The organism is Serratia sp. A07, from assembly GCF_058725505.1.
Window position 1 is genome coordinate 291,729 of the sequence record NZ_JBZXDO010000002.1, and the last position, 25,408, is coordinate 317,136.

Consider the following 25,408-nt stretch of genomic DNA (forward strand, 5'->3'; position numbering starts at 1 on the left):
GGACGCGGCATGATTAAGCATTGGCGGCGCAACGCCGCACTGAAGGCGATGCCGCTTATCGACCCCAACGCGGTACGCACGCCGTGGAGCGAGTTTTGGCGGCGTTTTCGTCGCCAGCGGGCGGCGCTGGTCGCCGGCCTGCTGGTGCTGCTGCTGATTGCGGCGGCGCTGCTGGCGCCTTATCTGGCACCGTTCGATGCGGAAAACTATTTCGATTACGACCGGCTGAACGAAGGGCCTTCGCTGATGCACTGGCTGGGCGTCGACTCCCTCGGGCGCGATATCTTCAGCCGCATCCTGATGGGCACGCGCATTTCGCTGGCGGCCGGGGTGTTCTCGGTGCTGGCGGGCGGGGCGATCGGCACCCTGCTGGGGCTGCTGGCCGGTTACTATGAGGGCTGGTGGGATCGCCTCACGATGCGCGTCTGCGACGTGCTGTTTGCGTTTCCCGGTATTCTGCTGGCGATCGGCGTGGTGGCGATCATGGGCAGCGGCATGGCCAACGTGATCGTTGCGGTGGCGATCTTCAGCATTCCGGCCTTCGCCCGCCTGGTGCGCGGCAATACGCTGGTGCTGAAGCGCCTGACCTATATCGAATCGGCGCGCAGCATCGGCGCCTCGGACTGGACCATCATCCTGCGGCACATCCTGCCGGGCACCTTGTCTTCGATCGTGGTCTATTTCACCCTGCGCATCGGCACCTCGATCATCACCGCCGCCAGCCTGTCGTTTCTGGGCCTGGGTGCCCAGCCGCCGACGCCGGAGTGGGGGGCGATGCTCAACGAGGCGCGCGCCGATATGGTGATCGCGCCGCACGTGGCGATCTTCCCCAGCCTGGCGATATTCATCACCGTGCTGGCCTTCAACCTGTTGGGCGACGGATTGCGCGACGCGTTGGATCCGAAACTGAAGGGGTGAGGGTATCGCTGAATTGGCATACCCCTGTTTTAGAGTTTTTTGATGAAGATTTTACCGGTGTATATTACAGGGATGAGGAATGGGTATGACACATGAGATGGCTGCCGTACGTATTTCACAGATCGGGAAGGCCGTTGGTAATGCCAATGAGCATAGGAATCAAATTAAAGCTGCCATCGATTTTCTGATTGATGGCTTTTGAAGAAATCCGGGCGGTTTAACCGCCCGGATTTTTTTATCAGCGGAACAGGTGCTCGGCGTGGAAGCGCAGGTGATCCTCCACGAAGGTGGCGATGGTGAAGTAGCTGTGATCGTACCCCGGCTGAATGCGCAGCGTCAGCGGCCAGTCGCGCTGGCGCGCCAGCTCCGCCAACCGCGCCGGCTGCAGCTGGTCGGCCAGGAACTGGTCGTCGTCGCCCTGGTCGATAAGGACCGGCATTTTTTCCGCGCCGCTGGCCAGCAGATGGCAACTGTCGTACTGCAGCCACTGGCTTTCGTCGCTGCCCAGATAGGCGGTGAACGCCTTGCGGCCCCACGGCACCTGGCACGGGTTCACGATCGGCGCGAACGCCGATACCGAGCGGAAGCGCTGCGGATTGCGAAACGCCATCATCAGCGCGCCGTGGCCGCCCATCGAGTGGCCGAAGATCGACTGACGATCGCTGACGCTGAAGTGCTGTTCGATCAGCGCCGGCAGTTCGGCGCTGATGTAGTCGTACATGCGGAAGTGGCGATCCCACGGCGCCTGGGTGGCATTCAGGTAGAACCCGGCGCCCTGGCCCAGATCGTAGCCTTCGTCGTTCGGCACTTCGTCGCCGCGTGGGCTGGTGTCCGGCATCACCAGCACCAGACCCAGCTCGGCGGCGATGCGCTGCGCGCCGGCTTTCAACGTGAAGTTCTCGTCGTTGCAGGTCAGCCCCGACAGCCAGTACAGCACCGGCGGCGGGTTGTCATCGCGCGGCGGCGGCAGGTAGATGCTGAATGTCATGTTGCAATTCAGGCTCTGCGCCGCGTGGCGATAGCGCTGCTGCCAGCCGCCGAACATGCGGTGCTCTTCGAGAAGTTCCAATGACAACGTCATCTCTGCCTCCTGGCTTATTGGTCGAAGTGGATGACGGAACGGATCGATTTGCCTTCGTGCATCAAATCGAACGCTTCGTTGATCTGCTCCAGCCCCATGGTGTGGGTGATAAAGTCGTTCAGCGCGAATTCGCCGTCCAGATAGCGCTCGACGATGCCCGGCAGCTGCGAACGGCCCTTGACGCCGCCGAACGCCGAACCGCGCCAGACGCGGCCGGTGACCAGTTGGAACGGACGGGTCGAGATCTCTTCGCCGGCGCCTGCGACGCCGATGATCACCGATTCGCCCCAGCCCTTGTGGCAGCACTCCAGCGCGGAACGCATCACGTTGACGTTGCCGATGCACTCGAAGGAGAAATCGACGCCGCCGTCGGTCAGCTCGACGATCACTTCCTGAATCGGCTTGTCATAGTCTTTCGGGTTGATCAGATCGGTGGCGCCCAGCTTGCGGGCCAGATCGAACTTGCTGGTGTTGATGTCGATGCCGATGATGCGGCCCGCGCCGGCCATCTGCGCGCCGATGATCGCCGACAGGCCGATGCCGCCCAGGCCAAAGATCGCCACGGTGTCGCCCGGTTGCACTTTGGCGGTGTTCATCACCGCGCCCATGCCGGTGGTCACGCCGCAGCCCAGCAGGCACACTTCTTCCAGCGGCGCTTCCTTGTTGATTTTCGCCAGTGAGATTTCCGGCACCACGGTGTACTCGGAGAAGGTGGACGTGCCCATGTAGTGGAAGATCGGCTTGCCGTCCTTGAAGAAGCGCGTGGTGCCGTCCGGCATCAGCCCTTTGCCCTGGGTGGCGCGGATCGCTTGGCACAGGTTGGTCTTGCCGGATTTACAGAATTTGCACTCGCCGCACTCCGGGGTGTAGAGCGGGATCACGTGATCGCCGACCGCCACGCTGGTGACGCCTTCACCGACCGCTTCCACCACGCCGCCGCCCTCGTGGCCGAGGATCGCCGGGAACACGCCTTCCGGATCTTTGCCGGACAGGGTGTAGGCATCGGTGTGACAAACGCCGGTGGCGACGATCCGCACCAGCACTTCGCCTTTTTGCGGTGGCATCAGCTCGACTTCTTCGATCTTCAGCGGCTGGTTCGGGCCCCAGGCAACGGCGGCGCGGGTTTTGATCATCTCCATCATAGTCTCCTCAGTGGTTTTCTTTTTAAATCAGGCGATATCGACAACGTCTGATAAATCGTTGGGGGTGCTTTCATCAACAGCGGCGGTTTCCGTCTGTTCAATAATCAACTCTTTCAGCGCGCGCACGTTCGGCCCGAACGCGTCGCGGCGCCACAGCAGCCAGGTGGCGGTGTCGGCCACGTCCGGCGGCAGGGGGTGAACCCGGACCCGCTCATGGCCCGGCAGCAGGCTCAGCACCGAATGCGGGATCATCGCCAGCCCGGCGCCGCTGGCGACGCAGGCCAGCATGGCGTGATAGGACTGGATCTCCATAATTTGCCCCGGCCGCGCGCCTTCGCGCTTGAACCAGGCCTCCAGCCGCAGGCGGTAGGAGCAGCTGGCGCGAAAGGCGAACAGCGTTTCGCCATTGGCGTCTTTGGCGCTGTGGATCGGCGCGTGATCGAGACAGGAAATCACCACCATATGTTCAGGATAGGCGATGCAGCCGTTCAGCTCGTCATAGGGTACCGGGCCGTCGACCAGCGCCGCGGCCAGCGTGCCGGCGCGCACCCGATCGGCGATTTCGCCGGAGGTGCCGGTGGTCAGCGACAGCGAAACCTGCGAGAAGCGCTGGTGGTAAGCCGCCAGCAGCGAGGGCAGGCGGGTAGCGGCGGTGCTCTCCATCGAGCCGAGGGCGAAGTTGCCCGCCGGTTCGCCGGCGTGGGTGATGCTCATCGCCTCATCGCTCAGTGCCAGGATGCGGTTGGCGTAGCACAGAAAGTTATGGCCCATCGGCGACAGGCGCAGGCGCTGTTTTTCGCGGATAAACAGATCGGCGCCCAGCTCCTGCTCAAGCTGGCGCAGCCGGGTGGTCAAATTCGACGGCACGCGGTGCAGCTGCTCGGCGGCGCGGGCGACCGAGCCGGTTTCCGCCACGCAGCAGAACATGCGAAGCTGGGTCAGATCCATAATATTCTCGTTTCGTGATGAACTTGATAACTATTATTCAGTTTTTGTGAGTTTAATACTGCGGCATGATACTGGCAACTTTCTTTTAACCTTTTGGATACCGGTATGGCTTTACGTATTGCCTTGAGCGGTTTTGCCGCGCTGATCGTCGCGATGGGCATTGGCCGCTTCGCTTTCACTCCCCAGGTGCCGCTGATGCTCGCGGAGCACCAGTTCAGCCTCACCGGCGCCGGGCTGGTGGCGGCGATCAACTATTTGGGCTACCTGTGCGGCGCCTACGACGCGATGCGCGCCACGCGTCACGTCGAGCGGCGCCTGTGGTTGGGCGTGTGGGGCGCGGTGGTGCTGACGCTGCTGTCGGCGCTGGCGCAGGATGAATGGACGCACGGTGCGCTGCGCTTCGTCATCGGCTGGGCCAGCGGCTGGGCGATGGTGCTGGTGGCGGCCTGGACCAACGAGCGGTTGGCGCACTACGGCCGGCCGGCGCTGAGCGCGGCGGTGTTCGCCGGGCCGGGCGCCGGCATCTTCCTCAGCGGCATGCTGGCGGTGGGCATCAACACGCTGGGGCTGACGGCAGCGCAGGCCTGGCTGGTGTATGGCGGGCTGGCGCTGGTGTTGGTCGGAGGAATTAGCGCCTTTCTGCCGCGCAGCGGCGAGCTGCATCGCCCGGACGTGGCCCCGGAGCCGCTGCTGCTGACGCCGGCGCTCAAACGCCTGGTGTGGAGCTACAGCCTGGCCGGGTTCGGCTATATCCTGCCGGCGACGTTCTTGTCGCAGATGGCGGCGGCACGTTTTCCCGGTAGCCTGTTCGCGCAGTTCGTCTGGCCGGTGTTCGGCGGCGCGGCGGTGCTGGGGATCGTTATCGGCATTTTGACTCGCCACAGGCTGACCACCCAGAGCCGGCTGGCGATCACGCTGTGGATACAGGCGCTGGGCGTACTGAGCGCCGAAGTGGTGCCGGGTGTGGCCGGCCTGGCACTCGGGGCGTTGCTGACCGGCGGCGGTTTTCTCTGCGTGGTGCAGCTCGCCCTTCAGCACGGCCGTGAACTGGCGCCGCGCCATGCGCGTTACATGGCCGGGTTGCTGACCACCGGTTATGCGATCGGCCAGCTGGTTGGGCCGATGCTGTCGGCGCTGTCGACCGCCATGACCCATCGGCTGGAGCCGGCGTTGTACGTGGCGGTGGCGGCGCTGTTGGTGGCCGGTGCGCTGGTGGTGAATACCCCGGCGCGGCGGCTGGCGCAAAAAACGGCGATGCGCTGATTAAAATCCATACAAAAAGCGTGGGATCCCGCAGCCGGCCTGATTGTGCTAAATGCGAATATTTCACCTGCGGATGAAGCACTATCACTGGATAATCGCCGCGCTCTCATCTACAGTGGGGGCAAAATCTTGACCGGGTTCACGTTATCCATCACGAAAACTCTGCCGTCACGAGAGCAAGCAATTCGCCGGCCGCACGCCCTACCAGGCCGCCGGCGGGTTCCGTCCGCAGGAGAACAAGTACATGACATCATTAAGTAAAGAAGCCGCGCTGGTGCATGCGGCGCTGGAAGAGCGTGGTCTGGAAACGCCGCTGCGCGGGGAAGTGCTGGATCGCGAAACGCGCAAGCGCCGCATCAAAGAGCACATGACCGAAATCATGCAGCTGCTGAATCTCGATCTGTCCGACGATAGCCTGGCGGAGACGCCGCATCGCATCGCCAAAATGTATGTCGACGAGATCTTCTCCGGGCTGGACTACGCCAACTTCCCGAAAATCACCGTCATCGAGAACAAGATGAAGGTGGATGAGATGGTGACGGTGCGCGATATTACGCTGACCAGCACCTGCGAGCACCACTTCGTGACCATCGACGGCAAGGCCACCGTGGCCTATATCCCGAAAGACTCGGTGATCGGCCTGTCGAAGATTAACCGCATCGTGCAGTTCTTCTCCCAGCGTCCGCAGGTGCAAGAGCGCCTGACCCAGCAGATCCTCGTGGCGCTGCAGACGCTGCTCGGCACCAATAACGTGGCGGTATCGATCGATGCGGTCCATTATTGTGTCAAGGCGCGCGGCATCCGCGACGCGACCAGCGCCACCACCACCACCTCGCTGGGGGGGCTGTTCAAGTCCAGCCAGAATACCCGCCAGGAGTTCCTGCGCGCGGTGCGTCATCACCAGGGGTGATGGCGTTGCGGGGCGACCCGCACGACGACAACAGGCGCCTGCGGGCGCCTTTTTCATGAGCGGAAGACAGCGATAAAAAATGAACAGTCACCCTCTGCCGCGCATCGCCACGCTGGACTGCGTGCGCGGCATCGCCATTCTCGGCATTTTATTGCTGAACATCAGCGCCTTCGGCTTGCCGAAGGCCGCCTATCTCAACCCGGCCTATCTGGGCATGCCGTCGTCGCGCGACGCCTGGACCTGGGCACTGCTCGATCTCTTCGCCCAGGCGAAGTTCCTGGCGATGTTCGCGCTGCTGTTCGGTGCCGGGCTGCAAATGCTGCTGCGGCGCGGCAAAAGCTGGATCCGCGCGCGGCTGTCGTGGCTGGTGCTGTTCGGTCTCGCGCACGCCATCTTCCTGTGGGACGGCGATATTCTGCTGGCCTATGGGCTGATCGGCCTGGTGTGCTGGCGCATGATCCGCGAAGCCAAAGAAACCTTCCAGCTGCTGAAAACCGGCGTGGTGCTCTATCTGATCGGCGTAGCGGTGCTGCTGCTGCTCGGCTTCGTCTCGCACGGTGAGCCGGGCAGCTTCTGGCAGCCGGGCGTGGCGGAGCTGCAGTACGAGAAGTTCTGGAAGCTGCAGGGCGGTTTCGAAGCCTGGCGCAGCCGCGCCGATCTGCTCTCGTCCAGCCTGTTGGCCATCGGCGCGCAGTATGGCTGGGAGCTGGCGGGGCTGATGCTGTTCGGCGCCGGACTGATGCGCAGCGGCTGGCTGCGCGGCAGTTATTCCTCCGGTTATTACCTGCGGCAGGCGGCGTGGCTGCTGCCGCTTTCGGTGCTGATCCAGCTGCCGGCGGTGGCGCTGCAATGGCAGGTCCACTGGGACTATCGCTGGAGCGGTTTCCTGCTGCAGGTGCCGCGTGAGCTGGGCGCCCCGCTGCAGGCCATGGGCTATCTGGCGCTGTGCTACGGTTTCTGGCCCGCGCTGTCGCGCATGCGCATCGCCCACTGGCTGAGTCTGGTGGGGCGCATGGCGCTGAGCAACTACCTGCTGCAAACGCTGATCTGCACCACGCTGTTTTATCGCTTCGGTCTCTATGCGCAGTTCGACCGGCTGCAGCTGTTGGCGTTCGTGCCGCTGGTCTGGCTGGCCAACCTGGCGTTTTCCGCACTGTGGCTGCGTTACTTCGCTCAGGGGCCGATGGAATGGCTGTGGCGCAAGCTGACGCAGCTGGCCGCCGGCGCAGCGGAACCCAAAACGCAGAAGTGAGCGCCAGCCGGCAGGTTAAAAAAATGTATGTAAACGTTTTCTTTCCTGTGACGTAATTCACGCGAGCAGCGGGCCAATCGGGGTAGGATAGCGCCACCGGCCACTACCCCGATTTCAGGATCCCGCATGCCTCCAGTTCATCCGATCACCATTCGCGACGTGGCGAAACGCGCCGGGGTCTCCGTGGCGACCGTCTCCCGCGTGCTGAACCACAGCGCGCTGACCAGCAAGGAGACGCGCGAGCAGGTGCTGCAGGCGGTGACGGAGCTGGGCTATCGCCCCAACGCCAACGCGCAGGCGCTGGCGACCCAAAGCAGCGATACCCTGGGCGTGGTGGTGATGGACGTCTCCGACCCGTTCTTCGGCGCGCTGGTGAAAGCGGTAGACACGGTGGCGCAGAAACACCACAAATACCTGCTGATCGGCAACAGCTATCATCAGGCGGACAAAGAGCGCCACGCGATCGAAGTGCTGATCCGCCAGCGCTGTAATGCCCTGATTGTCCATGCCAAAGCCCTGAGCGACGCCGAGCTGATCGGCTTTCTGGAGCAGGTGCCGGGCATGGTGCTGATCAACCGGATTATCCCCGGCTATGAGCCGCGCTGTGTCGGGCTGGATAACGTCTGCGGCGCGGAAATGGCGATGCGTCTTTTGCTGTCGCAGGGCCATCGGCGCATCGGTTATCTGGGCTCCAATCACCCGATCGAAGACGGGCCGCTGCGCCAGCAGGGCTATGCGCAGGCGATGGCCGCCGCCGGGCTGGCCACGCCCGACAACTGGCGCGCCTACGGTTCGCCGGATCTGCAGGGCGGCGAGGCGGCGATGGTGGAACTGCTGGGGCGTAACTTGCAGCTGAGCGCGGTGTTCGCCTACAACGACGCCATGGCCGCCGGCGCCATGGCGGTGCTGAAAGAAAACGGTATCACAGTGCCGCAGCATTTCTCGCTGATCGGCTTCGACGACATCCCCATCGCGCGTTACACCAGCCCCAAGCTCACCACGGTGCGCTATCCGATCGTCTCGATGGCCACGCTGGCGACCGAGCTGGCGTTGCAGGGCGCAGCAGGCCTGGCGGAGCCGCAGGCCGCTCATCTGTTCATGCCGACGCTGGTGCGGCGCCATTCTGTCGCCCCCTGGCAAAGTGAGGCGACGGTCACTCTCTGACGATTTAATCTTGTGTAACCGTTTTCAATCTGTGAGAAAATTCACAGAATATTAACATCGCGCCGTCTATGCTCTAGGCGTTTTCCGGCGCAAAGGCCCTTGCCGCTGCAACCTTTACCTCGCGCTGACACAGCATTTCTCGGAAATAACAAGATCCACGGACGACAGGTGTTGAGTGGAAATCGCCTGGCCTGGGGTGTGCGCACTGCCGGTGACCATTGGCTCAAAGACGAGTAATACCCTACACAGAACCGGAGACTGACAATGAATAAGAAGGTTTTCACCCTGGCCGCCCTGGCCGCAGCCATGATGTTTGGCGCCGCAGCCCATGCTGACACCCGTATTGGCGTCACGATTTACAAGTACGACGACAACTTCATGTCGGTGGTGCGCAAGGCTATTGAGAAAGACGCCAAGGCTTCACCGGACGTCACCCTGCTGATGAATGACTCGCAGAACGACCAGTCCAAGCAGAACGATCAGATCGACGTGCTGCTGGCCAAGGGCGTGAAAGCGCTGGCGATCAACCTGGTCGACCCGGCCGCGGCACCGGTGGTTATCGATAAGGCGCGCGCAAACGATATCCCGGTGGTGTTCTACAACAAAGAACCTTCCCGCAAGGCGCTGGACAGCTACGACAAGGCGTATTACGTCGGCACCGATTCCAAAGAATCCGGCGTGATCCAGGGCGAGCTGATCGCCAAACACTGGAAAGCCAACCCGGCCTGGGATCTGAACAAAGACGGCCAGATCCAGTATGTGCTGCTGAAGGGCGAACCGGGCCACCCGGATGCCGAAGCGCGCACCACCTACGTGGTGAAAACGCTGAACGAAAAAGGCATCAAGACCCAGCAGCTGCAGATGGATACCGCGATGTGGGATACCGCGCAGGCGAAGGACAAGATGGACGCCTGGCTCTCCGGCCCGAACGCCAACAAGATCGAAGTGGTGATCGCCAACAACGACGCCATGGCAATGGGCGCGGTGGAAGCGCTGAAAGCGCACAACAAGACCAGTATCCCGGTGTTTGGCGTCGATGCGTTGCCTGAAGCGCTGGCGCTGGTGAAATCCGGCGCGATGGCGGGCACGGTGCTGAACGACGCCGACAACCAGGCGAAAGCCACCTTCGAGCTGGCGAAGAACCTGGCGGCGGGCAAACCGGCCACCGAAGGCACCCAATATAAAATCGAAAATAAAGTCGTGCGTATTCCTTACGTCGGCGTAGATAAAGACAACCTGTCTCAGTTTGTTAAATAAGAATTGAGATCCCGCTAAGACCCCGCCTGCGGCGCCAACACCAGGAATACCGCCGGCGGGGATGTTTACGACTGCAAGATCGTTAAGCCAGGTGTATTTATGGCCGATAGCTCACGCGAATTTCTGCTGGAAATGACGGATATCTGTAAGTCATTTCCCGGCGTCAAAGCCTTGGACAATGTCAATTTACGCGTCCGCCCGCACTCGATTCACGCCCTGATGGGGGAGAACGGCGCGGGGAAATCGACGTTGCTGAAATGCCTGTTCGGCATTTACAAAAAAGACAGCGGCAGCATTGTGTTTCAGGGCCGGGAAATCGATTTCAAGAGTTCGAAGGAAGCGCTGGAGCACGGCGTTTCCATGGTGCACCAGGAGCTGAACCTGGTGCTGCAACGCACCGTGATGGACAACATGTGGCTGGGGCGCTACCCGACCAAAGGCCTGTTCGTCGATCAGGAAAAAATGCTCAAAGACACCCAGGCGATCTTCGACGAGCTGGATATCGACATCAACCCGCGCGAAAAGGTGGGCAACCTGTCGGTGTCGCAGATGCAGATGATCGAGATCGCCAAGGCGTTCTCCTACGACGCCAAAATCGTCATCATGGATGAACCGACCTCCTCGCTGACGGAAAAAGAGGTCAATCACCTGTTCACCATCATCCGCAAGCTGAAAGAGCGCGGCTGCGGCATCGTCTATATCTCGCACAAGATGGAAGAGATCTTCCAGCTGTGCGACGAGATAACGGTGTTGCGCGACGGCCAGTGGATCGCCACCCAGCCGCTGGAAGGGCTGGATATGGACAAGATCATCGCCATGATGGTCGGCCGTTCGCTCAGCCAGCGCTTCCCTGACAGGCAGAACACGCCGGGTGAGGTGATCCTCGAGGTGAAGAACCTGACGTCGCTGCGCCAGCCCTCGATTCGCGATGTGTCCTTCGATCTGCACCAAGGCGAGATCCTCGGCATCGCCGGGCTGGTGGGCGCCAAGCGCACCGATATCGTCGAGACGCTGTTCGGCATTCGCGAAAAGGTGGCGGGCACCATCAAGCTGCACGGCAAGGCGATCGACAACCACAGCGCCAACGAAGCCATCAACCACGGTTTTGCGCTGGTGACCGAAGAACGCCGTTCCACCGGGATTTATGCCTACCTCGACGTGGGCTTCAACTCGCTGATCTCCAATATCCGCAATTATAAAAACAAGCTCGGCCTGCTGGATAACGCGCGGATGAAGAGCGACACCCAGTGGGTGATCGACGCCATGCGGGTGAAAACGCCGGGGCATCACACCCATATCGGCTCACTGTCCGGCGGCAATCAGCAGAAGGTGATCATCGGCCGTTGGTTACTGACGCAGCCGGAGATCCTGATGCTGGATGAACCGACGCGCGGCATCGACGTGGGCGCCAAGTTCGAGATTTATCAGCTGATGACCGAACTGGCGAAGAAGGGCAAGGGGATCATTATCGTCTCGTCCGAAATGCCGGAGCTTTTGGGGATCACCGACCGTATTTTGGTGATGAGCAATGGTCAGGTTGCGGGCATCGTTAACACCAAACAGACCTCGCAAAATGAAATCTTACGTCTCGCCTCCCTGCACCTTTAAGGATCGGAATTATGAACGCGCTAAATAAAAAAACCTTATTTACCTATTTCAAGGAAGGCGGCATTTACGTGGTGTTGCTGGTGCTGTTGGCCATCATCATCATTCAGGATCCGACTTTCCTCAGCCTGATGAACCTGAGCAACATCCTGACGCAGTCTTCGGTGCGCATCATCATCGCGCTGGGCGTGGCGGGGCTGATCGTGACCCAGGGCACCGACCTGTCCGCCGGGCGACAGGTGGGGCTGGCGGCGGTGGTGGCGGCCACGCTGCTGCAGTCGATGGATAACGTCAACAAGGTGTTCCCGCACATGGAAACCTGGTCGATTCCCCTGGTCATCCTGCTGGTGTGTGCGGTCGGCGCGGTGATCGGCCTGGTTAACGGCCTGATTATCGCCTATCTCAACGTGACGCCGTTCATCACTACGCTGGGCACCATGATCATCGTCTACGGCATCAACTCGCTGTATTACGATTCGGTCGGCGCTTCGCCGGTCGCGGGCTTCGATCCGAAGTTTTCCACCTTTGCCCAGGGGTTCTTGCGCTTCGGTGACTTTAAACTGTCGTACATTACCTTCTATGCGCTGATCGCCATCATATTCGTCTGGATCCTGTGGACCAAGACCCGCTTCGGCAAGAACATCTTCGCCATCGGCGGCAACCCGGAAGCGGCCAAGGTGTCCGGGGTCAATGTGCCGTTGAACCTGATCATGATCTATGCGTTGTCTGGCGTGTTCTACGCCTTCGGTGGCCTGCTGGAAGCGGGGCGCATCGGCAGCGCCACCAATAACCTCGGCTTTATGTACGAGCTGGATGCCATCGCCGCCTGCGTGGTGGGGGGCGTCTCCTTCGCCGGCGGGGTGGGTACGGTGTGGGGCGTGGTGACCGGGGTGATCATCTTCACCGTCATTAACTACGGCCTGACCTATATCGGCATCAACCCGTACTGGCAGTACATTATCAAGGGCAGTATCATCATCTTCGCCGTGGCGCTGGACTCGTTGAAATACGCCAAGAAGAAGTAGGTTTACCGCAGTACAGACAACAAGGCCGGCCTATTGCCGGCCTTTGTTTTGGGCGTTTGCCGCGTCAGGGCTGTTTGGCTTTCTGCTTCTCTTCTTTCAGCTTGTGCTCCAGCTCCACCAACTGTTCCGGTGAAACTGCGGGATAGCCCTGGGCGTCTTCCGGCACGGTGTGCATGGCGGAGATCGGGATCAGCGGGCCAAGGAAGCGCGGTTCGCGCTTGAGGATGTACAGATCGGTCAGCGCGCCCAGGCGAGCGAAGATCTCGCGGGCGCGGACCGTCATCATGTCTTTCGGCGACGGCACCGCGTAGCACTGCGCCTGAATGCCCATGTGCAGGGCGATGAACAGCGCGCGCTCGCAGTGGAAACGCTGGGTGATGATGATGAAATCGTTGGTGTCGAACACCTTGCGGGTGCGCACGATGGAGTCCAGGGTACGGAAACCGGCGTAGTCCAGCACGATATCGCTCGGCGCCACGCCGGCGGCGATCAGATCGCGACGCATGGTCATCGGCTCGTTATAGCTTTGCTGGGCGTTGTCGCCGCTCAGCAGCAGGTATTTCACCTTGCCACTGTTATAGGCGTTGATCGCCCCCTGAATGCGGTAACGGTAGTACTGGTTGATCACCCCGGTGCGGTAATACTTGGCGGTGCCGAGCACCACGCCGACCTGGCGGTGTGGCAATTCCTGCAGTTCGTCGTAGACGTAAGGCGCGGTTTTCCAGCTGATCCAGCGATCCAGCGCAATAGCCGAACCCATCAACACCGCAATGATGATGAACAGGCTGATGATCAGGCGTTTCCACATGTTGTTGCCTTACGCGCGCCGGGCTGAAAAAGATGGATCAAGGCTACTTTACCTGACCGATCGACGCAAGACGCGAACCGCCTGAAGCACGCGCGTCGCCGCATTTTTCGGCGGTTTTGCCGCACAAAAAAGCCCGGCGGAGCCGGGCTGGGTCAATTTAGCGCGCCAGTTAGAACGAGGTGCGCTTGTAGCTGCGGTACTGCGGCCGCCAGAAGTTGTGCTCGATGGCTTTCGACAGCGCGTCTTCGGAGGTGACGATCGCCACGCCCTGCAGCTGCGCCGCTTTACCCACTTCCATGGCGATGCACTTCGATACGCCCTGAATATCGTCGATATTCGGCAGCAGTGCGCCGTGGCCGTCGGTGGCCAGCGGCGAACAGTCCGCCAGCGCGCGGCTGGCGGCCATCAGCATGGCGTCGGTGACGCGGGTGGCGCCGGAGGCCAGCACGCCGAGGCCAATCCCCGGGAAGATGTAGGAGTTGTTGCACTGGGCGATCGGGTACAGCTGCTCTTTATAGTTCACCGGCGCGAACGGGCTGCCGGTCGCCACCAGGGCGGCGCCGTCGGTCCAGTTGATGATGTCTTCCGGACGGGCTTCCACGCGCGAGGTCGGGTTGGACAGCGGCATCACGATAGGGCGTTCGCAGTGCTTGTGCATCTCGCGGATCAGCTCTTCGGTAAACAGCCCCGGCTGGCCGGACACCCCGATCAGAATGGTCGGCTTGGCGTTGCGCACCACGTCCAGCAGCGAGATGGCGTCGCTGGCGGTTTCCCAACCGGCCAGGTTGTCGCTCTTCTGTACCAGCTTGCTCTGGAAATCGAGCAGGTTCGGCAGTTTGTCGGTCAGCAGGCCGAAGCGGTCGACCATGAATACGCGGGCGCGCGCTTCGTCTTCGCTCAAGCCTTCGGACTTCATCTGCGCGATGATTTGCTCGGCGATGCCGCAGCCGGCGGAACCGGCGCCGAGGAAGGTGACAGTCTGATCGCGCAGCTGGCTGCCGGCGGCGCGGCTGGCGGCGATCAGGCTGCCGAGGGTGACCGCGGCGGTGCCCTGGATGTCATCGTTGAAGCAGCAGATCTCGTCGCGATAGCGGTTCAACAGCGGGGTGGCGTTGTTCTGCGCGAAGTCTTCGAACTGCAGCAGCACGTTCGGCCAGCGGCGTTTGACCGCCTGAATAAACTCTTCGACGAAGGCGTGGTACTCCTCGCCGGAGATGCGCGGATGGCGCCAGCCCATGTACAGCGGTTCGTTGAGGCGCTGCGGGTTGTTGGTGCCGACGTCCAGCACCACCGGCAGCGTGTAGGCCGGGCTGATGCCGCCGCAGGCGGTGTACAGCGACAGCTTGCCGATGGGGATGCCCATGCCGCCGATGCCCTGGTCGCCCAGGCCGAGGATACGCTCGCCGTCGGTGACCACGATCACCTTGACGTTCTGCTTGGTGGCGTTTTGCAGCATGTCATCGATGCGATCGCGGTTCGGGTAGGAGATGAACAGCCCGCGCGCGCGGCGATAGATATCGGAGAAGTGTTCGCAGGCCTCGCCGACGGTCGGGGTGTAGATGATCGGCATCATCTCGCTCAGGTGCGAGTCCAGCAGGCGGTAGAACAGGGTTTCGTTGGTGTCCTGGATGTTGCGCAGGTAGATGTGCTTGTCGTTGTCGTTCTTGAAATCCTGGTACTGACGGTAGGCGCGTTCCACCTGTTCTTCGATGGTTTCCACCGCTTCCGGCAGCAGGCCGTGCAGGTTGAAGTGGCTACGTTCTTCCTCGGTGAAAGCGCTGCCTTTGTTCAGCAGCGGAAATTCCAGCAGAATCGGGCCGGCGTAAGGGATGTAGAGCGGGCGTTTGCTTTCGTATTCTAGTTCCATCAGTTTTACTCTTCACGTATCAGATAACTTTATTGCCGACGATCCTAAGAGATAAAGAGAAGATGTACAGCATTTGTTGCCAGATGATGAACCAGGTTGGCGTAATTATCGACAATCAAATGATTTTTTAACTAAAGAAAGTCTCTCTGGCGGCGTTGGGGCATTGTATTTGGCGGGCGGGGCTGTTAGCGGCGGAACCGGATGGCTCCGCCGTGGTGCGCTTAGAACGCGGCGCGGCTGACGTTTTGGCAGCCCAGTGCCGCCAGCGTGGCACGGGTGGCGTCCCACTGGCTGAGGATCGCCTCTTGCGGTTCGACCAGCACGGCGCGGCGGATGTTCAGGCAATCGCCGCCGGAGAGGTTCAGCAGGATCAGCGCGGCCTGCAGCGGCGGCAGGCTCGGGTTGAAGGCGGCGTTTTCTGCATAGCGGCCGGCGTAGAGGTTACCGTCCTGCGTTTCCAGCGCCACGCCGCTGTGGGCGTTGCTGTACGGTGCGTGGCTCTGATTGGCCGCAGCCAGCGCCGCCTGCGTCAGCGCATCGTCCAGCGCCAACCGATGGCCGTGATCGACCTTGTCCATCAGCAGCGAAGCGATATCCAGATCTTTCGGGCCGAAGGCGTCCGGCAGATAGTCCGCCAGCGTGGCCGGCGCGCGGCCCGGCAGACGGATCTGCAGCTCGCCGCCGCTGTTCAGTTCATTCATAAACTGACGGCAGTGGCCGCACGGCGTGTAGTTGACGGTGACCGAGGCCAGCGCAGGCTCGCCGCGCAGCCAGGCATGGGTAACCGCACATTGTTCTGCATGCACGGTTTGCTGCAGCGGTGCGCCGCTGAATTCCATATTGGCGCCGAAATAGAGGTTGCCACTTTGCCCGCGCGCGATGGCGCCGACGTGGAAGTGCGATATCGGGGTTAACGAGCAGGCCGCCGCCAGCGGCAGCAGCGCGAATGCCAGCGCGTCATCGTCCAACCCGCAGCCTGTGCGGATCGCCGCCGCTTGCTCGGCCGTGAACATCGCCGGAAAGTCAGGCGCGTCCAGATAGGGCCGTAGGGCGGATTGCAGTGTCGCAGGCAGTGCGCTGAACGCGGTGTGAAAACGCGGATGCATAGAAAGTCTCTCTACAGGTTAACGGGATAACATTCTAGGCAGGCCAGAGACATTAAAGTGTGATTAATGTCTCTTAATTGATGAAATTAATGCAATGAGATACATAAATGCGAGATGTATCGCAAGTTTCACCCTGTTCAACCGAACAGGTGCAGCAGCACCGGGAACAGGAACGGTGCCAGCAGGGAGGTGATGATGCCGCAGATCACCAGCGCCAGCGAGCCGAAAGCGCCTTCCTGGTAGTCCATCTCCGCGCAGCGTGCGGTGCCCAGCGCGTGGGATGCGGTACCCATCGCCAGACCGCGCGCCGAGTGGGTGGTGATTTTCAACAGGTTGAACAGCGTATGGCCGAACACGGCGCCAAGGATACCGACGAAAATGACGCAGACCGCGCTGATCGCCGGAATGCCGCCGAGCGAGTCCGCGACGGCCATCGCGATCGGCGTAGTGACCGATTTCGGCAGGATAGAGGCGGCGATTTCCGGCGTGGCACCCAGCCACAGGGCGATGGCGCCACCGCTGATCATGGCGGTCAGGCTGCCGATGAAGCACACCGCGATAATCGACTTCCAGCGCGCGCGGATCTGGTGCAGCTGTTCATACAGCGGGAAGGCCAGCGCGACGACCGCCGGCTGCAGCAGATCGTTGAGGATTTTGCTGCCCTGAAAGTAGCGCTCATAGGGGATGCCGGTGAGCAGCAGCAACGGGATGATCACCGCCATGGAAACCAGCAGCGGGTTGAGCAGCGGCATGTTCAGCTTGCGCGCCAGCCAGCGCGCGGCGAAATAGACCGCCAGCGTCAGCGGCAGCGACCACCAGATTTCATGGATCATGGGTTGCCCTCCGTGTCATCGGGCTTACCGGCGATGCGGCGCTCGCGGTGAAAATAGTGTGAGGTATAGCCGACCACCACCAGCACCATCAGCGTGCTGATGAGGCAAGAGATAACCAGCGGGCCCAGATGCGCGACGATCTGGTCGTAGTATTTCATCACCCCGACGCCGATCGGCACGAACAGCAGCACCATGTAGCGGATCAGCAAATGGCAGCCGGGTTTGACCCATTTGGCCGGCAGGATCTGGGTAGAGAGCAGGGCGAACAGCAGCAGCATGCCGAGGATGCTGCCGGGAATGGCGAACGGCAGCAGCGCCGCCAGCGCATTGCCGACGAACAGACAAAGGTAGATGAGGAGCAGGGCTCTCAGGTATTTCCAGCACAGTGTGAGCACGTTGGCCATTGTCTTTTCCCGTTTAACTGATGCATTCATCATACAATTAAACTGTGAGCCATGCCACAGATCGCACCATGAATTCTCGTTATGGATGCCATGCCCGATCGGCGGGTTGACAGCCCGCAATGGCTGCTACGCGCGGGCTCAGCGCGTGTCTTCGGCGGTTGTCGCCGCGTGTTCCGCCAGCCGGTGGCCGAGGAAGAAAAACAGCAGGCTGAGCAGCGCGGCGACGATCAGCATCACGAACATCAACGGCGGCGCAGCATAGCTGAGCAGCACCCCGCACAGCACCGGGTTGATGGCGCCGCCCAGCGCGCTGAGGTTCTGTACCCCATAGTAGCTGCCTTTCAGGTGCGGCGGCGCGATAAAGTCGATGAACATGTATTCCACCGGGATAACGATGATTTCGCCGAGGGTAAACACCGCCATCGCCGCCAGCCACAGCCAGACCGCCTGGCCGGCCACCATAAAACCGAGCAGCCCGACGATGAAAAACAGCGTGCCCAGCGCCAGCCAGCGCAGCATGTTTTCCTGACGCATGCCGCGGCTGAGCAGGTATTGCAGTGCGATGACGATGCTGGCGTTGACGATCATCACCAGCCCGATGATTTTGTAGGCGAACTCGGCGCTGGAGACGGTGATCAGGTATTGCGACAGATAGCCGGTGAACTGGCCGAACACGACGGCACCCAGGGTACTGCCGAGAGTGAAGTAGATCAGCCGCCGATCGCTGCGCAGGATAGTCACCGTCTGGCGGAAGTTGGGGAGCGCCGCGGGGGCGGCGGCCGGCGTTGCGCGCTGTTCCCGACCGCGCAAGCGCAGGCTTAGCGTCGCCACCGTCGCCAGCGCCAACCCGCCCGACAGGTAAAACGGCAGCAGCGGGCTAAGCCCGGCCACCAGAACGCCGAGCGCAGAACCGATCGCCCAGCCGACGTTGACCAGCGTGTAGTTGATTGAAAAAGCCTTGATGCGCTGCTCGACCGGCAGCCAGTCGGCGAAGCAGGCCTTAATGGTGATGCTCAGCACCGAATAACAGGTATGCAGGATCGCCAGCACCACGATCACGCCGCCGGGGCGCGGGATCCAGGGAAGGGCGAAGAAGCTCAGCGCAAACAATAAAATCGACAGCAGGATCAGGCGGTTCTTGCTGAATTTGTCCACCAGATAGCCGCCGTACAGGCTGGCAAGGATGCCGAGGGTCAGGCTGACGCCCAGGATCACGCCCACGCTCTTCGGCAGCAGATGGAAATGCTCGGTGAGATAGATGGTAATGAACGGCAGCGTCACGCCGCGGCCGATGGTCAACACCAGCGAACTGGCCAGCAGCATGTTAATCAGCGAGGGGAATCCCTTCATTCGAAGCCTGTGTATGCATACAGTTATTGGGCAATGCAGATAACATAGCGTATTTTGGCGAGGACGGAAGGGGAAAGCCGAAAATTAGTTTAAAAACAGAGGCTGCGTCGGCAGCCTCGTGAAAAACAGCATTATTTACCGTGTTCGGCCTGCAGCGTGGCGAACCACGGCTGCACGAAGTCGCTGCTGCTGCCCCAGCCGGGGATGATCTTCGCCAGCCCGGCGACGTTGACCGGCCCCGGCTGCGCCAGCAACAGCGCTTGCGGAATGACCGTCGCTTTGAACTGATAGCTGTCCGGCGTGCTTTCCCCGGCGATCTTGTTGGCCACCAGGCGCAGGTTGACTGCGCCGATAAGTTTCGGATCCACCGCCACGCTGACCTGCCACGGGCTGCCGGCTTCGCGCATCAGTTGCAAGTCCTGGTTGGAGATATCGATGCTGTACAGCTTGATCTCGGTGCGGCCGTTCTCTTTCAATGCCTTGTAAGCGCCCTGGGTAAAGGCATCCCAGGTGCCCCAGATGGCGTCGATCTTGCCTTTCGGGTATTTCGCCAACACCGCGCCCACCTTGTTGGCGGTATCGCCCTGTACGTCGGAGGAGACCGCACCGATCGATTCCAGCTCATGAATGCCCGGATGCTGTTTCAGCAGCTGCTGATAGGCGGCCTGGCGGCGTTCCATCGGTGGGAAGCCGGCCACCCAGAGTTTGATGATGTTGGCCTGGCCGTTGAAATCCTTCACCAGCTGGCCGAAGGAGGCGTTGGCCAGCGAAGCGTCGTCCTGCTGCGAGACGGTGACGCCGGGAACGCTGCCGCTGACGTCGGTATCGAAAGCCGCGACGGCGATGCCGGCCGCCGCGATGCGTTTGACCAGATCGGTGGAATAGGGGGCTCGCCCCTGCGAGAGGATGATGCCGTCATATTTCTGGCTGATAGCCTGGTTGACGAAGTCCTGGAAACGCGCGTCGTCGCCGTTGCTGAGGAAGGTGTCCACCTTGAAGCCCAGCTTGCGTCCTTCCTGAATGGTGCCCGCCAAAAATTGCGTGGTGTTGTCGTCGGATCCGAGGTTGCGGATCACCGCGATGCGCACCGGCCCCTGATGCTGAGCGATGGCGGCCGGCACGGCGGCGTTTTCCGCCGCCTGCAGCGGCAGGGCGGCCAGCAGGCTGAGGGCGAGCAGCGAAGTCTTGAGATTTTTCATTATTATAGGCTCCAAAAAAGCGGGTAAACGGTCCCGGTGAAGGTCTGTTATAGCAGTCTTTCTGTCTGGACGTCTATTTGTTGTTGCGGAGCATCATAGCGAGATGCGGCGGGCGAGGGAATCAGAGCGGTTATGACTTTTTCTTACTGTTTATAACGTTGGGTTTGAGGCATTAAAAAGGGCCGAGCAAGCTCGACCCTTGATGTAACGCGCCGGCGCGGTTACTTGACCTGCATGCCAGGCTGCGCGCCGCTGTCCGGGCTCAGCAGGAAGATCTCTTTCCCGCCGGGGCCCGCCGCCATCACCATGCCTTCCGAAACGCCGAAGCGCATTTTGCGCGGCGCCAGGTTGGCGACCATGATGGTCAGGCGGCCTTCCAGCGCTTTCGGATCCGGGTAAGCGGAGCGAATGCCGGAGAAGATCTGGCGCGATTCGCCGCCCAGATCCAGCTGCAGCTTCAGCAGTTTGTCGGAGCCTTCGACAAAGTCGGCGCTTTTGATCAGGGCGATGCGCATGTCCACCTTGGCGAAGTCGTCGAAGGTGATGGTTTCCTGAATAGGATCATCGGCCAATGGACCGGTCACCGGCTTGGCGGCGGCCATGTCTTCTTTCGAGGCGTTGACCATTTCGCTGACCTTGTCCAGATCGATGCGGTTGAACAGCGCTTTGAATGCGTTCACCTGGTGGCCCAGCAGCGGCTGCGGGATTGCGTCCCAGCTCAGCTCGGCGTTGAGGAACGCTTCGGCGCGTTCGGTCAGCGAAGGCAGCACCGGCTTCAGGTAAGTCATCAGCACGCGGAACAGGTTGATGCCCATCGAGCAGATTGCCTGCAGATCGGCGTCGCGGCCTTCTTCCTTCGCCACCACCCAAGGTGCCTGCTCATCCACGTAGCGGTTGGCCAGATCGGCCAGCGCCATGATTTCGCGGATCGCGCGGCTGAACTCGCGGCCGGCGTAAGCTTCGGCGATGCTCTGCGCCGCGTCGACGAAGGTCTGGTACAGCGCCGGATCGGCCAGGCTGTCGGCCAGCTTGCCGCCGAAGCGTTTGTTGATAAAGCCGGCGTTACGTGACGCCAGGTTCACCACCTTGTTGACGATGTCGGCGTTTACGCGCTGCACGAAGTCTTCCAGATTGAGATCGATATCATCAATGCGTGAAGAGAGCTTGGCGGCGTAATAATAGCGCAGGCAGTCGGCGTCCAGATGCTGCAGGTAGGTGCCGGCCTTGATGAAGGTGCCGCGCGACTTGGACATTTTGGCGCCGTTCACCGTCACGTAGCCGTGCACGAACAGGTTGGTCGGTTTGCGGAAGTTGCTGCCTTCCAGCATCGCCGGCCAGAACAGGCTGTGGAAGTAGACGATGTCCTTGCCGATAAAGTGATACAGCTCGGTGGTGGAGTCTTTGCGCCAGAACTCGTCGAAGTCCAGATCGCCGCGCTTGTCGCACAGGTTCTTGAAGGAGCCCATGTAGCCGATCGGCGCGTCCAGCCAGACGTAGAAGTATTTGCCCGGCGCATCCGGGATCTCGAAGCCGAAGTAAGGCGCATCGCGGGAGATGTCCCACTGCTGCAGGCCGGATTCGAACCACTCCTGCATCTTGTTCGCTACTTGCTCTTGCAGCGCGCCGGAGCGCGTCCACGCCTGCAGCATTTCGCTGAAGGCCGGCAGGTCGAAGAAGAAGTGCTCGGAGTCGCGCATCACCGGCGTCGCGCCGGAAACCACGGACTTCGGATCGATCAGTTCCGTCGGGCTGTAGGTGGCGCCGCACACTTCGCAGTTATCGCCGTATTGATCCGGCGATTTGCATTTCGGGCAGGTGCCCTTCACGAAACGGTCCGGCAGGAACATGCCTTTCTCCGGATCGTACAGCTGAGAAATGGTGCGGTTCTTGATAAAACCGTTTTCTTTCAGGCGGCTGTAAATCAGGGTGGACAGCTCACGGTTTTCATCGCTATGGGTCGAATGGTAGTTGTCATAGCTGATGCCAAAGCCGGCGAAATCCTGTTGGTGCTCCTGGCTCATCTCCGCGATCATTTCTTCCGGTTTCACGCCCAGTTGCTGCGCTTTCAGCATGATCGGCGTGCCGTGCGCGTCGTCCGCGCAGATGAAATGCACTTCGTGGCCGCGCATTCGTTGGTAACGCACCCAGATATCCGCCTGGATGTGCTCGAGCATGTGGCCGAGATGGATGGAACCATTTGCGTACGGTAGCGCGCACGTCACCAATAATTTTTTCGCGACTTGAGCCATAGTGAGAACTTGCTTTCTGTAATGAATAAAAGGGCCTTCGATGTTAACCGATCGCGCCCTTCGCTGCTAGGGCGGTTTCTTGCAGGTTATATGCGCCAGCGGCAGCGCAGTTCTGATATGCTTAGCCGGAAGCTACTCATTCAAAATCAAGGAGCCGGGATGAACGCAAAATCCCCTGAGCAGACCAACCCCGAAGTTCTGCGCGCCCTGGTGACCGGTGTACTGGCCGCCTTTGAACACCCGACGTTGAAAAACAACCTGACCGCATTGAAGGCCATTCATCACTGCGCGTTGCTGGACGATGTACTGCATATCGAACTGACGATGCCGTTTGCCTGGCAGAGCGGTTTTGAAGCGCTGCAGGCGAGCGTCGGCCCCGAGCTGTTGCGCGTGACCGGCGCTTCCGCTATCGACTGGAAGCTGAAACACGACATCACGACGCTGAAACGCGCCAACGGCCAGGCCGGGATCAAAGGCGTGCGCAACATCGTCGCCGTCAGCTCCGGCAAAGGCGGGGTGGGGAAATCCAGCACCGCCGTCAACCTGGCGCTGGCGCTGGCCGCCGAAGGGGCCAAGGTCGGTATTCTGGACGCCGACATTTACGGCCCGTCGATCCCCAACATGCTGGGTACCGAACATGAGCGGCCGACCTCGCCGGACGGTCAGCACATGGCGCCGATCGTGGCGCACGGCCTGGCGACCAACTCCATCGGTTACCTGGTGACCGACGATAACGCCATGGTGTGGCGCGGCCCGATGGCCAGCAAGGCGCTGATGCAGCTGCTGCAGGATACGCTGTGGCCGGATCTGGATTACCTGGTGCTGGACATGCCGCCGGGCACCGGCGACATCCAGCTGACGCTGTCGCAGAACATTCCGGTGACCGGCGCGCTGGTGGTTACCACCCCGCAGGATATCGCTTTGCTGGATGCCGCCAAGGGCATCGTGATGTTCGAGAAAGTGCATGTGCCGGTGCTGGGCATCGTGGAGAATATGAGCGTGCACATCTGCAGCAACTGCGGTCACCATGAGCCGATCTTCGGCACCGGCGGCGCTGAAAAGCTGGTGCAGAAATACCACAGCCGTCTGCTGGGGCAGATGCCGCTGCATATCTCGCTGCGCGAAGACCTGGATCGCGGTACGCCGACGGTGATCAGCCGCCCGGACAGCGAATTCGCCGAGATGTATCGCCAGCTCGCCGGCCGCGTGGCCGCGCAGATGTATTGGCAGGGCGAGGCGATCCCGACGGAGATTGCTTTCCGCGCGCTGTAACCGGCAAGAGGCACATGGAAAAATCCCGGGCTCCCGGGATTTTTTTATTGGGCAGAGCGTGAGTTGAGGGTGTTATAAGCAACGGGTACGTTGGCGTGCATATCTTCACGAGTGAAAGGTTTATCTATCGGCGCGATGCTGACGGCGATAAACTCCAGCAGTCCCTGGGTCGGGGCTATCGTGCCGTTGTTGATCAACAACAGAGGAAGCAGTAGGGCGGCAGCGATTTTTCGGTATGACAGGGCTGGCGGTGCAATATTGCGCTGCAGCCATAAAAATGCGCTGCTGGCGGCCCCCCCCAATGCGAGGCCGCTGATGACTTCCGAAACGGAGTGTACGTGGATGGCCAGGCGAGAGTAGCCTATCAACAACGCCAGGCCATAACCGCTCAGCACGGCCGTTTTGCGCACGGCAGTGGAGAAGCGACCGGTCAGTAGCCACATCATCACTGGCCAAATACTGGCGGAAAGTGCAGAGTGCCCGCTAAAACCGGTGAAATCCAGTTCACGAATGCCGATTCCCCAACCCATAAAAGCCAGTTTGGAGGCGCACACGATGGCGCCTACGCCACCGAACAGCAGCGCCCATTGGGCCGTCTGCTTCCAATCCCGACAGACAAACATCAGGATAGCGAAAACAATGATTCCGGAAGGCAGCAGTAACATGCTGTCGCCGAAAAAGGTCAGGGAATACCAATCCATTACGGAAAAACCTTCATGAGAACAATGCGCGGTGATGTACGCGGTGATGTATTCAAGGTTGCCTTCAAGACCTTATAGATAAACGATCTTCTAAGCAGGAAGCGCGGGATAGTACTCCGAGCGGTAAAAAATAAGTAGAGTAAAAGTTCTGAAAAACGATGTTTGATATTCGGTATCGACTAAAAAAGAACGGGAAAAGATGGCGTTTAGGCATTGTTAAAGGCTGGCGCAAACCCCGACGACTCCCTATAATTGTCGCGTTTTAGTTCCCCCCTTCACATTACGAAATCAGGTCTTTAATTTTATGACTGACAATCCGCATCAGTGCGTCATTATTGGTATAGCTGGCGCATCTGCCTCCGGAAAAAGCCTTATTGCCAGCACGTTGTACCGCGAACTCCGCGAGCAGGTCGGCGATGAGCACATCGGCGTTATTCCAGAAGACAGTTACTATAAAGACCAGACTCACCTGACCATGGAAGAACGGGTCAAAACCAACTATGACCACCCGAGCGCCATGGATCACAACCTGCTGTTCCAGCATCTGCAGATGCTGAAGGCCGGCAAGGCGATCGAACTGCCGCTGTACAGCTACACCGAACACACGCGCAAGAAAGAAACCGTCCATCTCGAACCTAAAAAAGTGATTATTCTGGAAGGGATCTTGCTGCTGACGGATATCCGCCTGCGCCAGGAGATGAACTTCTCGATCTTCGTCGACACGCCGCTGGATATCTGCCTGATGCGCCGCATGAAGCGCGACGTCAACGAGCGCGGCCGCTCGATGGATTCGGTGATGGCGCAATACCAGAAGACCGTGCGCCCGATGTTCCTGCAGTTTATCGAACCTTCCAAACAATACGCCGATATCATCGTCCCGCGCGGCGGCAAGAACCGCATCGCGATCGATATTCTGAAAGCCAAAATCAGCCAATTCTTTGAATAATGCCGCTTAATGGCCGGAAATGTGCATTTCCGGCCGGTGGCCAACTATTTGCACCCCGGCGTAGACCTTTCGCCCGTTGTGTGGCAATTTTTGTTTAGTGACGCGTTT

23 protein-coding genes are annotated in these 25,408 nt (G+C 60.6%); 11 read left to right on the forward strand and 12 right to left on the reverse strand.

The window, feature by feature from the left end; translation table 11 throughout:
• Window positions 1-9: 9 nt before the first annotated feature.
• Together gsiD and AC4PR2_RS03380 are read left to right on the forward strand one after the other, a co-directional pair.
• Window positions 10-918, forward strand: a complete 909-nt coding sequence (gene gsiD / locus AC4PR2_RS03375; protein WP_172448764.1) for a glutathione ABC transporter permease GsiD — start codon at window positions 10-12, stop codon at window positions 916-918.
• Between the two features lie 85 nt (window positions 919-1,003).
• Window positions 1,004-1,120 (forward strand): CcdB family protein, encoded by a 117-nt coding sequence (locus AC4PR2_RS03380; RefSeq protein WP_204275811.1) that lies wholly within the window; start codon window positions 1,004-1,006, stop codon window positions 1,118-1,120.
• 36 nt (window positions 1,121-1,156) lie between these two features.
• On the opposite strand, the gene fghA is transcribed toward AC4PR2_RS03380, so the two are convergent.
• From fghA to ptrR, 3 genes are read right to left on the reverse strand one after another with little or no spacing between them, the layout of a single operon-like run.
• Window positions 1,157-1,999: an S-formylglutathione hydrolase gene (fghA, locus tag AC4PR2_RS03385; protein WP_015377214.1), complete on the reverse strand. Its 843-nt coding sequence runs from the start codon at window positions 1,997-1,999 to the stop codon at window positions 1,157-1,159.
• Between the two features lie 14 nt (window positions 2,000-2,013).
• A complete protein-coding gene (locus AC4PR2_RS03390; protein WP_038880962.1) occupies window positions 2,014-3,138 on the reverse strand; it encodes an S-(hydroxymethyl)glutathione dehydrogenase/class III alcohol dehydrogenase in 1,125 nt (374 codons plus the stop codon).
• A 30-nt stretch (window positions 3,139-3,168) separates the two neighbouring features.
• Complete coding sequence (ptrR, locus tag AC4PR2_RS03395) at window positions 3,169-4,089, reverse strand: putrescine utilization regulator PtrR (protein WP_033654969.1); 921 nt, start codon at window positions 4,087-4,089, stop codon at window positions 3,169-3,171.
• Window positions 4,090-4,194: 105 nt separating this feature from the next.
• Here ptrR and AC4PR2_RS03400 point away from each other — a divergent pair, with 105 nt between their 5' ends.
• The 7 genes from AC4PR2_RS03400 (at window position 4,195) to mglC (ending at window position 12,565) form a co-directional block, all read left to right on the forward strand.
• Window positions 4,195-5,352, forward strand: a complete 1,158-nt coding sequence (locus AC4PR2_RS03400) for a YbfB/YjiJ family MFS transporter (RefSeq protein ID WP_060421392.1) — start codon at window positions 4,195-4,197, stop codon at window positions 5,350-5,352.
• Between the two features lie 244 nt (window positions 5,353-5,596).
• Window positions 5,597-6,262 carry a GTP cyclohydrolase I FolE gene (gene folE / locus AC4PR2_RS03405; protein WP_004938969.1) on the forward strand — a complete coding sequence of 222 codons (666 nt, stop codon included), beginning with the start codon at window positions 5,597-5,599 and terminating at the stop codon, window positions 6,260-6,262.
• 79 nt (window positions 6,263-6,341) lie between these two features.
• Window positions 6,342-7,514, forward strand: a complete 1,173-nt coding sequence (gene yeiB, locus AC4PR2_RS03410; protein WP_147839539.1) for a DUF418 domain-containing protein YeiB — start codon at window positions 6,342-6,344, stop codon at window positions 7,512-7,514.
• A 126-nt stretch (window positions 7,515-7,640) separates the two neighbouring features.
• Window positions 7,641-8,678 carry an HTH-type transcriptional regulator GalS gene (gene galS, locus AC4PR2_RS03415; RefSeq protein ID WP_102984995.1) on the forward strand — a complete coding sequence of 346 codons (1,038 nt, stop codon included), beginning with the start codon at window positions 7,641-7,643 and terminating at the stop codon, window positions 8,676-8,678.
• A gap of 264 nt (window positions 8,679-8,942) precedes the next feature.
• Complete coding sequence (gene mglB / locus AC4PR2_RS03420; RefSeq protein ID WP_060440366.1) at window positions 8,943-9,935, forward strand: galactose/glucose ABC transporter substrate-binding protein MglB; 993 nt, start codon at window positions 8,943-8,945, stop codon at window positions 9,933-9,935.
• A gap of 99 nt (window positions 9,936-10,034) precedes the next feature.
• Complete coding sequence (gene mglA / locus AC4PR2_RS03425; protein ID WP_033637724.1) at window positions 10,035-11,543, forward strand: galactose/methyl galactoside ABC transporter ATP-binding protein MglA; 1,509 nt, start codon at window positions 10,035-10,037, stop codon at window positions 11,541-11,543.
• Window positions 11,544-11,554: 11 nt separating this feature from the next.
• Window positions 11,555-12,565 carry a galactose/methyl galactoside ABC transporter permease MglC gene (mglC, locus tag AC4PR2_RS03430; protein ID WP_004938953.1) on the forward strand — a complete coding sequence of 337 codons (1,011 nt, stop codon included), beginning with the start codon at window positions 11,555-11,557 and terminating at the stop codon, window positions 12,563-12,565.
• Between the two features lie 64 nt (window positions 12,566-12,629).
• Here the strand turns inward: mglC and sanA are convergent, their stop codons facing one another.
• The 8 genes from sanA to metG form a co-directional block, all read right to left on the reverse strand.
• The gene (gene sanA, locus AC4PR2_RS03435) at window positions 12,630-13,373 is read right to left on the reverse strand and encodes an outer membrane permeability protein SanA (protein WP_004938948.1); all 744 of its coding nucleotides are present in this window, start codon (window positions 13,371-13,373) and stop codon (window positions 12,630-12,632) included.
• A 169-nt stretch (window positions 13,374-13,542) separates the two neighbouring features.
• On the reverse strand, window positions 13,543-15,240 hold the full coding sequence (locus tag AC4PR2_RS03440) for an NAD-dependent malic enzyme (RefSeq protein WP_492174895.1): 1,698 nt from the start codon (window positions 15,238-15,240) through the stop codon (window positions 13,543-13,545).
• Window positions 15,241-15,461: 221 nt separating this feature from the next.
• Entirely contained in the window at window positions 15,462-16,346 is an 885-nt protein-coding gene (gene cdd, locus AC4PR2_RS03445) for a cytidine deaminase (RefSeq protein ID WP_060421403.1), read from the reverse strand.
• 137 nt (window positions 16,347-16,483) lie between these two features.
• A complete protein-coding gene (locus AC4PR2_RS03450; RefSeq protein WP_019454415.1) occupies window positions 16,484-17,179 on the reverse strand; it encodes a CidB/LrgB family autolysis modulator in 696 nt (231 codons plus the stop codon).
• A complete protein-coding gene (locus AC4PR2_RS03455) occupies window positions 17,176-17,583 on the reverse strand; it encodes a CidA/LrgA family protein (RefSeq protein WP_038880991.1) in 408 nt (135 codons plus the stop codon). Before AC4PR2_RS03455 ends, AC4PR2_RS03450 begins: the two co-directional genes overlap by 4 nt.
• A gap of 138 nt (window positions 17,584-17,721) precedes the next feature.
• Complete coding sequence (locus tag AC4PR2_RS03460; protein ID WP_187322169.1) at window positions 17,722-18,933, reverse strand: MFS transporter; 1,212 nt, start codon at window positions 18,931-18,933, stop codon at window positions 17,722-17,724.
• Between the two features lie 131 nt (window positions 18,934-19,064).
• The gene (locus AC4PR2_RS03465; protein ID WP_087762204.1) at window positions 19,065-20,132 is read right to left on the reverse strand and encodes a sugar ABC transporter substrate-binding protein; all 1,068 of its coding nucleotides are present in this window, start codon (window positions 20,130-20,132) and stop codon (window positions 19,065-19,067) included.
• A gap of 221 nt (window positions 20,133-20,353) precedes the next feature.
• Complete coding sequence (gene metG / locus AC4PR2_RS03470; RefSeq protein WP_033637732.1) at window positions 20,354-22,381, reverse strand: methionine--tRNA ligase; 2,028 nt, start codon at window positions 22,379-22,381, stop codon at window positions 20,354-20,356.
• 159 nt (window positions 22,382-22,540) lie between these two features.
• Between metG and apbC the strand changes: the two genes are divergently transcribed.
• On the forward strand, window positions 22,541-23,653 hold the full coding sequence (apbC, locus tag AC4PR2_RS03475; RefSeq protein WP_038880999.1) for an iron-sulfur cluster carrier protein ApbC: 1,113 nt from the start codon (window positions 22,541-22,543) through the stop codon (window positions 23,651-23,653).
• Between the two features lie 44 nt (window positions 23,654-23,697).
• On the opposite strand, the gene AC4PR2_RS03480 is transcribed toward apbC, so the two are convergent.
• Entirely contained in the window at window positions 23,698-24,354 is a 657-nt protein-coding gene (locus AC4PR2_RS03480; RefSeq protein ID WP_197801890.1) for a phosphatase PAP2 family protein, read from the reverse strand.
• A 304-nt stretch (window positions 24,355-24,658) separates the two neighbouring features.
• Between AC4PR2_RS03480 and udk the strand changes: the two genes are divergently transcribed.
• Complete coding sequence (gene udk / locus AC4PR2_RS03485; RefSeq protein ID WP_004938922.1) at window positions 24,659-25,300, forward strand: uridine kinase; 642 nt, start codon at window positions 24,659-24,661, stop codon at window positions 25,298-25,300.
• Window positions 25,301-25,408: the final 108 nt, after the last annotated feature.

What these genes read in the sequence shown, in the direction of transcription:
- AC4PR2_RS03465 (WP_087762204.1), bottom strand. Translation starts at nt 20,132, where the DNA reads ATGAAAAATCTCAAGACTTCGCTGCTCGCCCTCAGCCTGCTGGCCGCC.
- AC4PR2_RS03455 (WP_038880991.1), bottom strand. Translation starts at nt 17,583, where the DNA reads ATGGCCAACGTGCTCACACTGTGCTGGAAATACCTGAGAGCCCTGCTC.
- AC4PR2_RS03480 (WP_197801890.1), bottom strand. Translation starts at nt 24,354, where the DNA reads ATGGATTGGTATTCCCTGACCTTTTTCGGCGACAGCATGTTACTGCTG.
- mglB (WP_060440366.1), top strand. Translation starts at nt 8,943, where the DNA reads ATGAATAAGAAGGTTTTCACCCTGGCCGCCCTGGCCGCAGCCATGATG.
- fghA (WP_015377214.1), bottom strand. Translation starts at nt 1,999, where the DNA reads ATGACGTTGTCATTGGAACTTCTCGAAGAGCACCGCATGTTCGGCGGC.
- cdd (WP_060421403.1), bottom strand. Translation starts at nt 16,346, where the DNA reads ATGCATCCGCGTTTTCACACCGCGTTCAGCGCACTGCCTGCGACACTG.
- yeiB (WP_147839539.1), top strand. Translation starts at nt 6,342, where the DNA reads ATGAACAGTCACCCTCTGCCGCGCATCGCCACGCTGGACTGCGTGCGC.
- AC4PR2_RS03400 (WP_060421392.1), top strand. Translation starts at nt 4,195, where the DNA reads ATGGCTTTACGTATTGCCTTGAGCGGTTTTGCCGCGCTGATCGTCGCG.
- mglC (WP_004938953.1), top strand. Translation starts at nt 11,555, where the DNA reads ATGAACGCGCTAAATAAAAAAACCTTATTTACCTATTTCAAGGAAGGC.
- gsiD (WP_172448764.1), top strand. Translation starts at nt 10, where the DNA reads ATGATTAAGCATTGGCGGCGCAACGCCGCACTGAAGGCGATGCCGCTT.
- AC4PR2_RS03380 (WP_204275811.1), top strand. Translation starts at nt 1,004, where the DNA reads ATGACACATGAGATGGCTGCCGTACGTATTTCACAGATCGGGAAGGCC.
- galS (WP_102984995.1), top strand. Translation starts at nt 7,641, where the DNA reads ATGCCTCCAGTTCATCCGATCACCATTCGCGACGTGGCGAAACGCGCC.
- apbC (WP_038880999.1), top strand. Translation starts at nt 22,541, where the DNA reads ATGAACGCAAAATCCCCTGAGCAGACCAACCCCGAAGTTCTGCGCGCC.
- mglA (WP_033637724.1), top strand. Translation starts at nt 10,035, where the DNA reads ATGGCCGATAGCTCACGCGAATTTCTGCTGGAAATGACGGATATCTGT.
- metG (WP_033637732.1), bottom strand. Translation starts at nt 22,381, where the DNA reads ATGGCTCAAGTCGCGAAAAAATTATTGGTGACGTGCGCGCTACCGTAC.
- udk (WP_004938922.1), top strand. Translation starts at nt 24,659, where the DNA reads ATGACTGACAATCCGCATCAGTGCGTCATTATTGGTATAGCTGGCGCA.
- AC4PR2_RS03460 (WP_187322169.1), bottom strand. Translation starts at nt 18,933, where the DNA reads ATGAAGGGATTCCCCTCGCTGATTAACATGCTGCTGGCCAGTTCGCTG.
- folE (WP_004938969.1), top strand. Translation starts at nt 5,597, where the DNA reads ATGACATCATTAAGTAAAGAAGCCGCGCTGGTGCATGCGGCGCTGGAA.
- sanA (WP_004938948.1), bottom strand. Translation starts at nt 13,373, where the DNA reads ATGTGGAAACGCCTGATCATCAGCCTGTTCATCATCATTGCGGTGTTG.
- AC4PR2_RS03390 (WP_038880962.1), bottom strand. Translation starts at nt 3,138, where the DNA reads ATGGAGATGATCAAAACCCGCGCCGCCGTTGCCTGGGGCCCGAACCAG.
- ptrR (WP_033654969.1), bottom strand. Translation starts at nt 4,089, where the DNA reads ATGGATCTGACCCAGCTTCGCATGTTCTGCTGCGTGGCGGAAACCGGC.
- AC4PR2_RS03440 (WP_492174895.1), bottom strand. Translation starts at nt 15,240, where the DNA reads ATGGAACTAGAATACGAAAGCAAACGCCCGCTCTACATCCCTTACGCC.
- AC4PR2_RS03450 (WP_019454415.1), bottom strand. Translation starts at nt 17,179, where the DNA reads ATGATCCATGAAATCTGGTGGTCGCTGCCGCTGACGCTGGCGGTCTAT.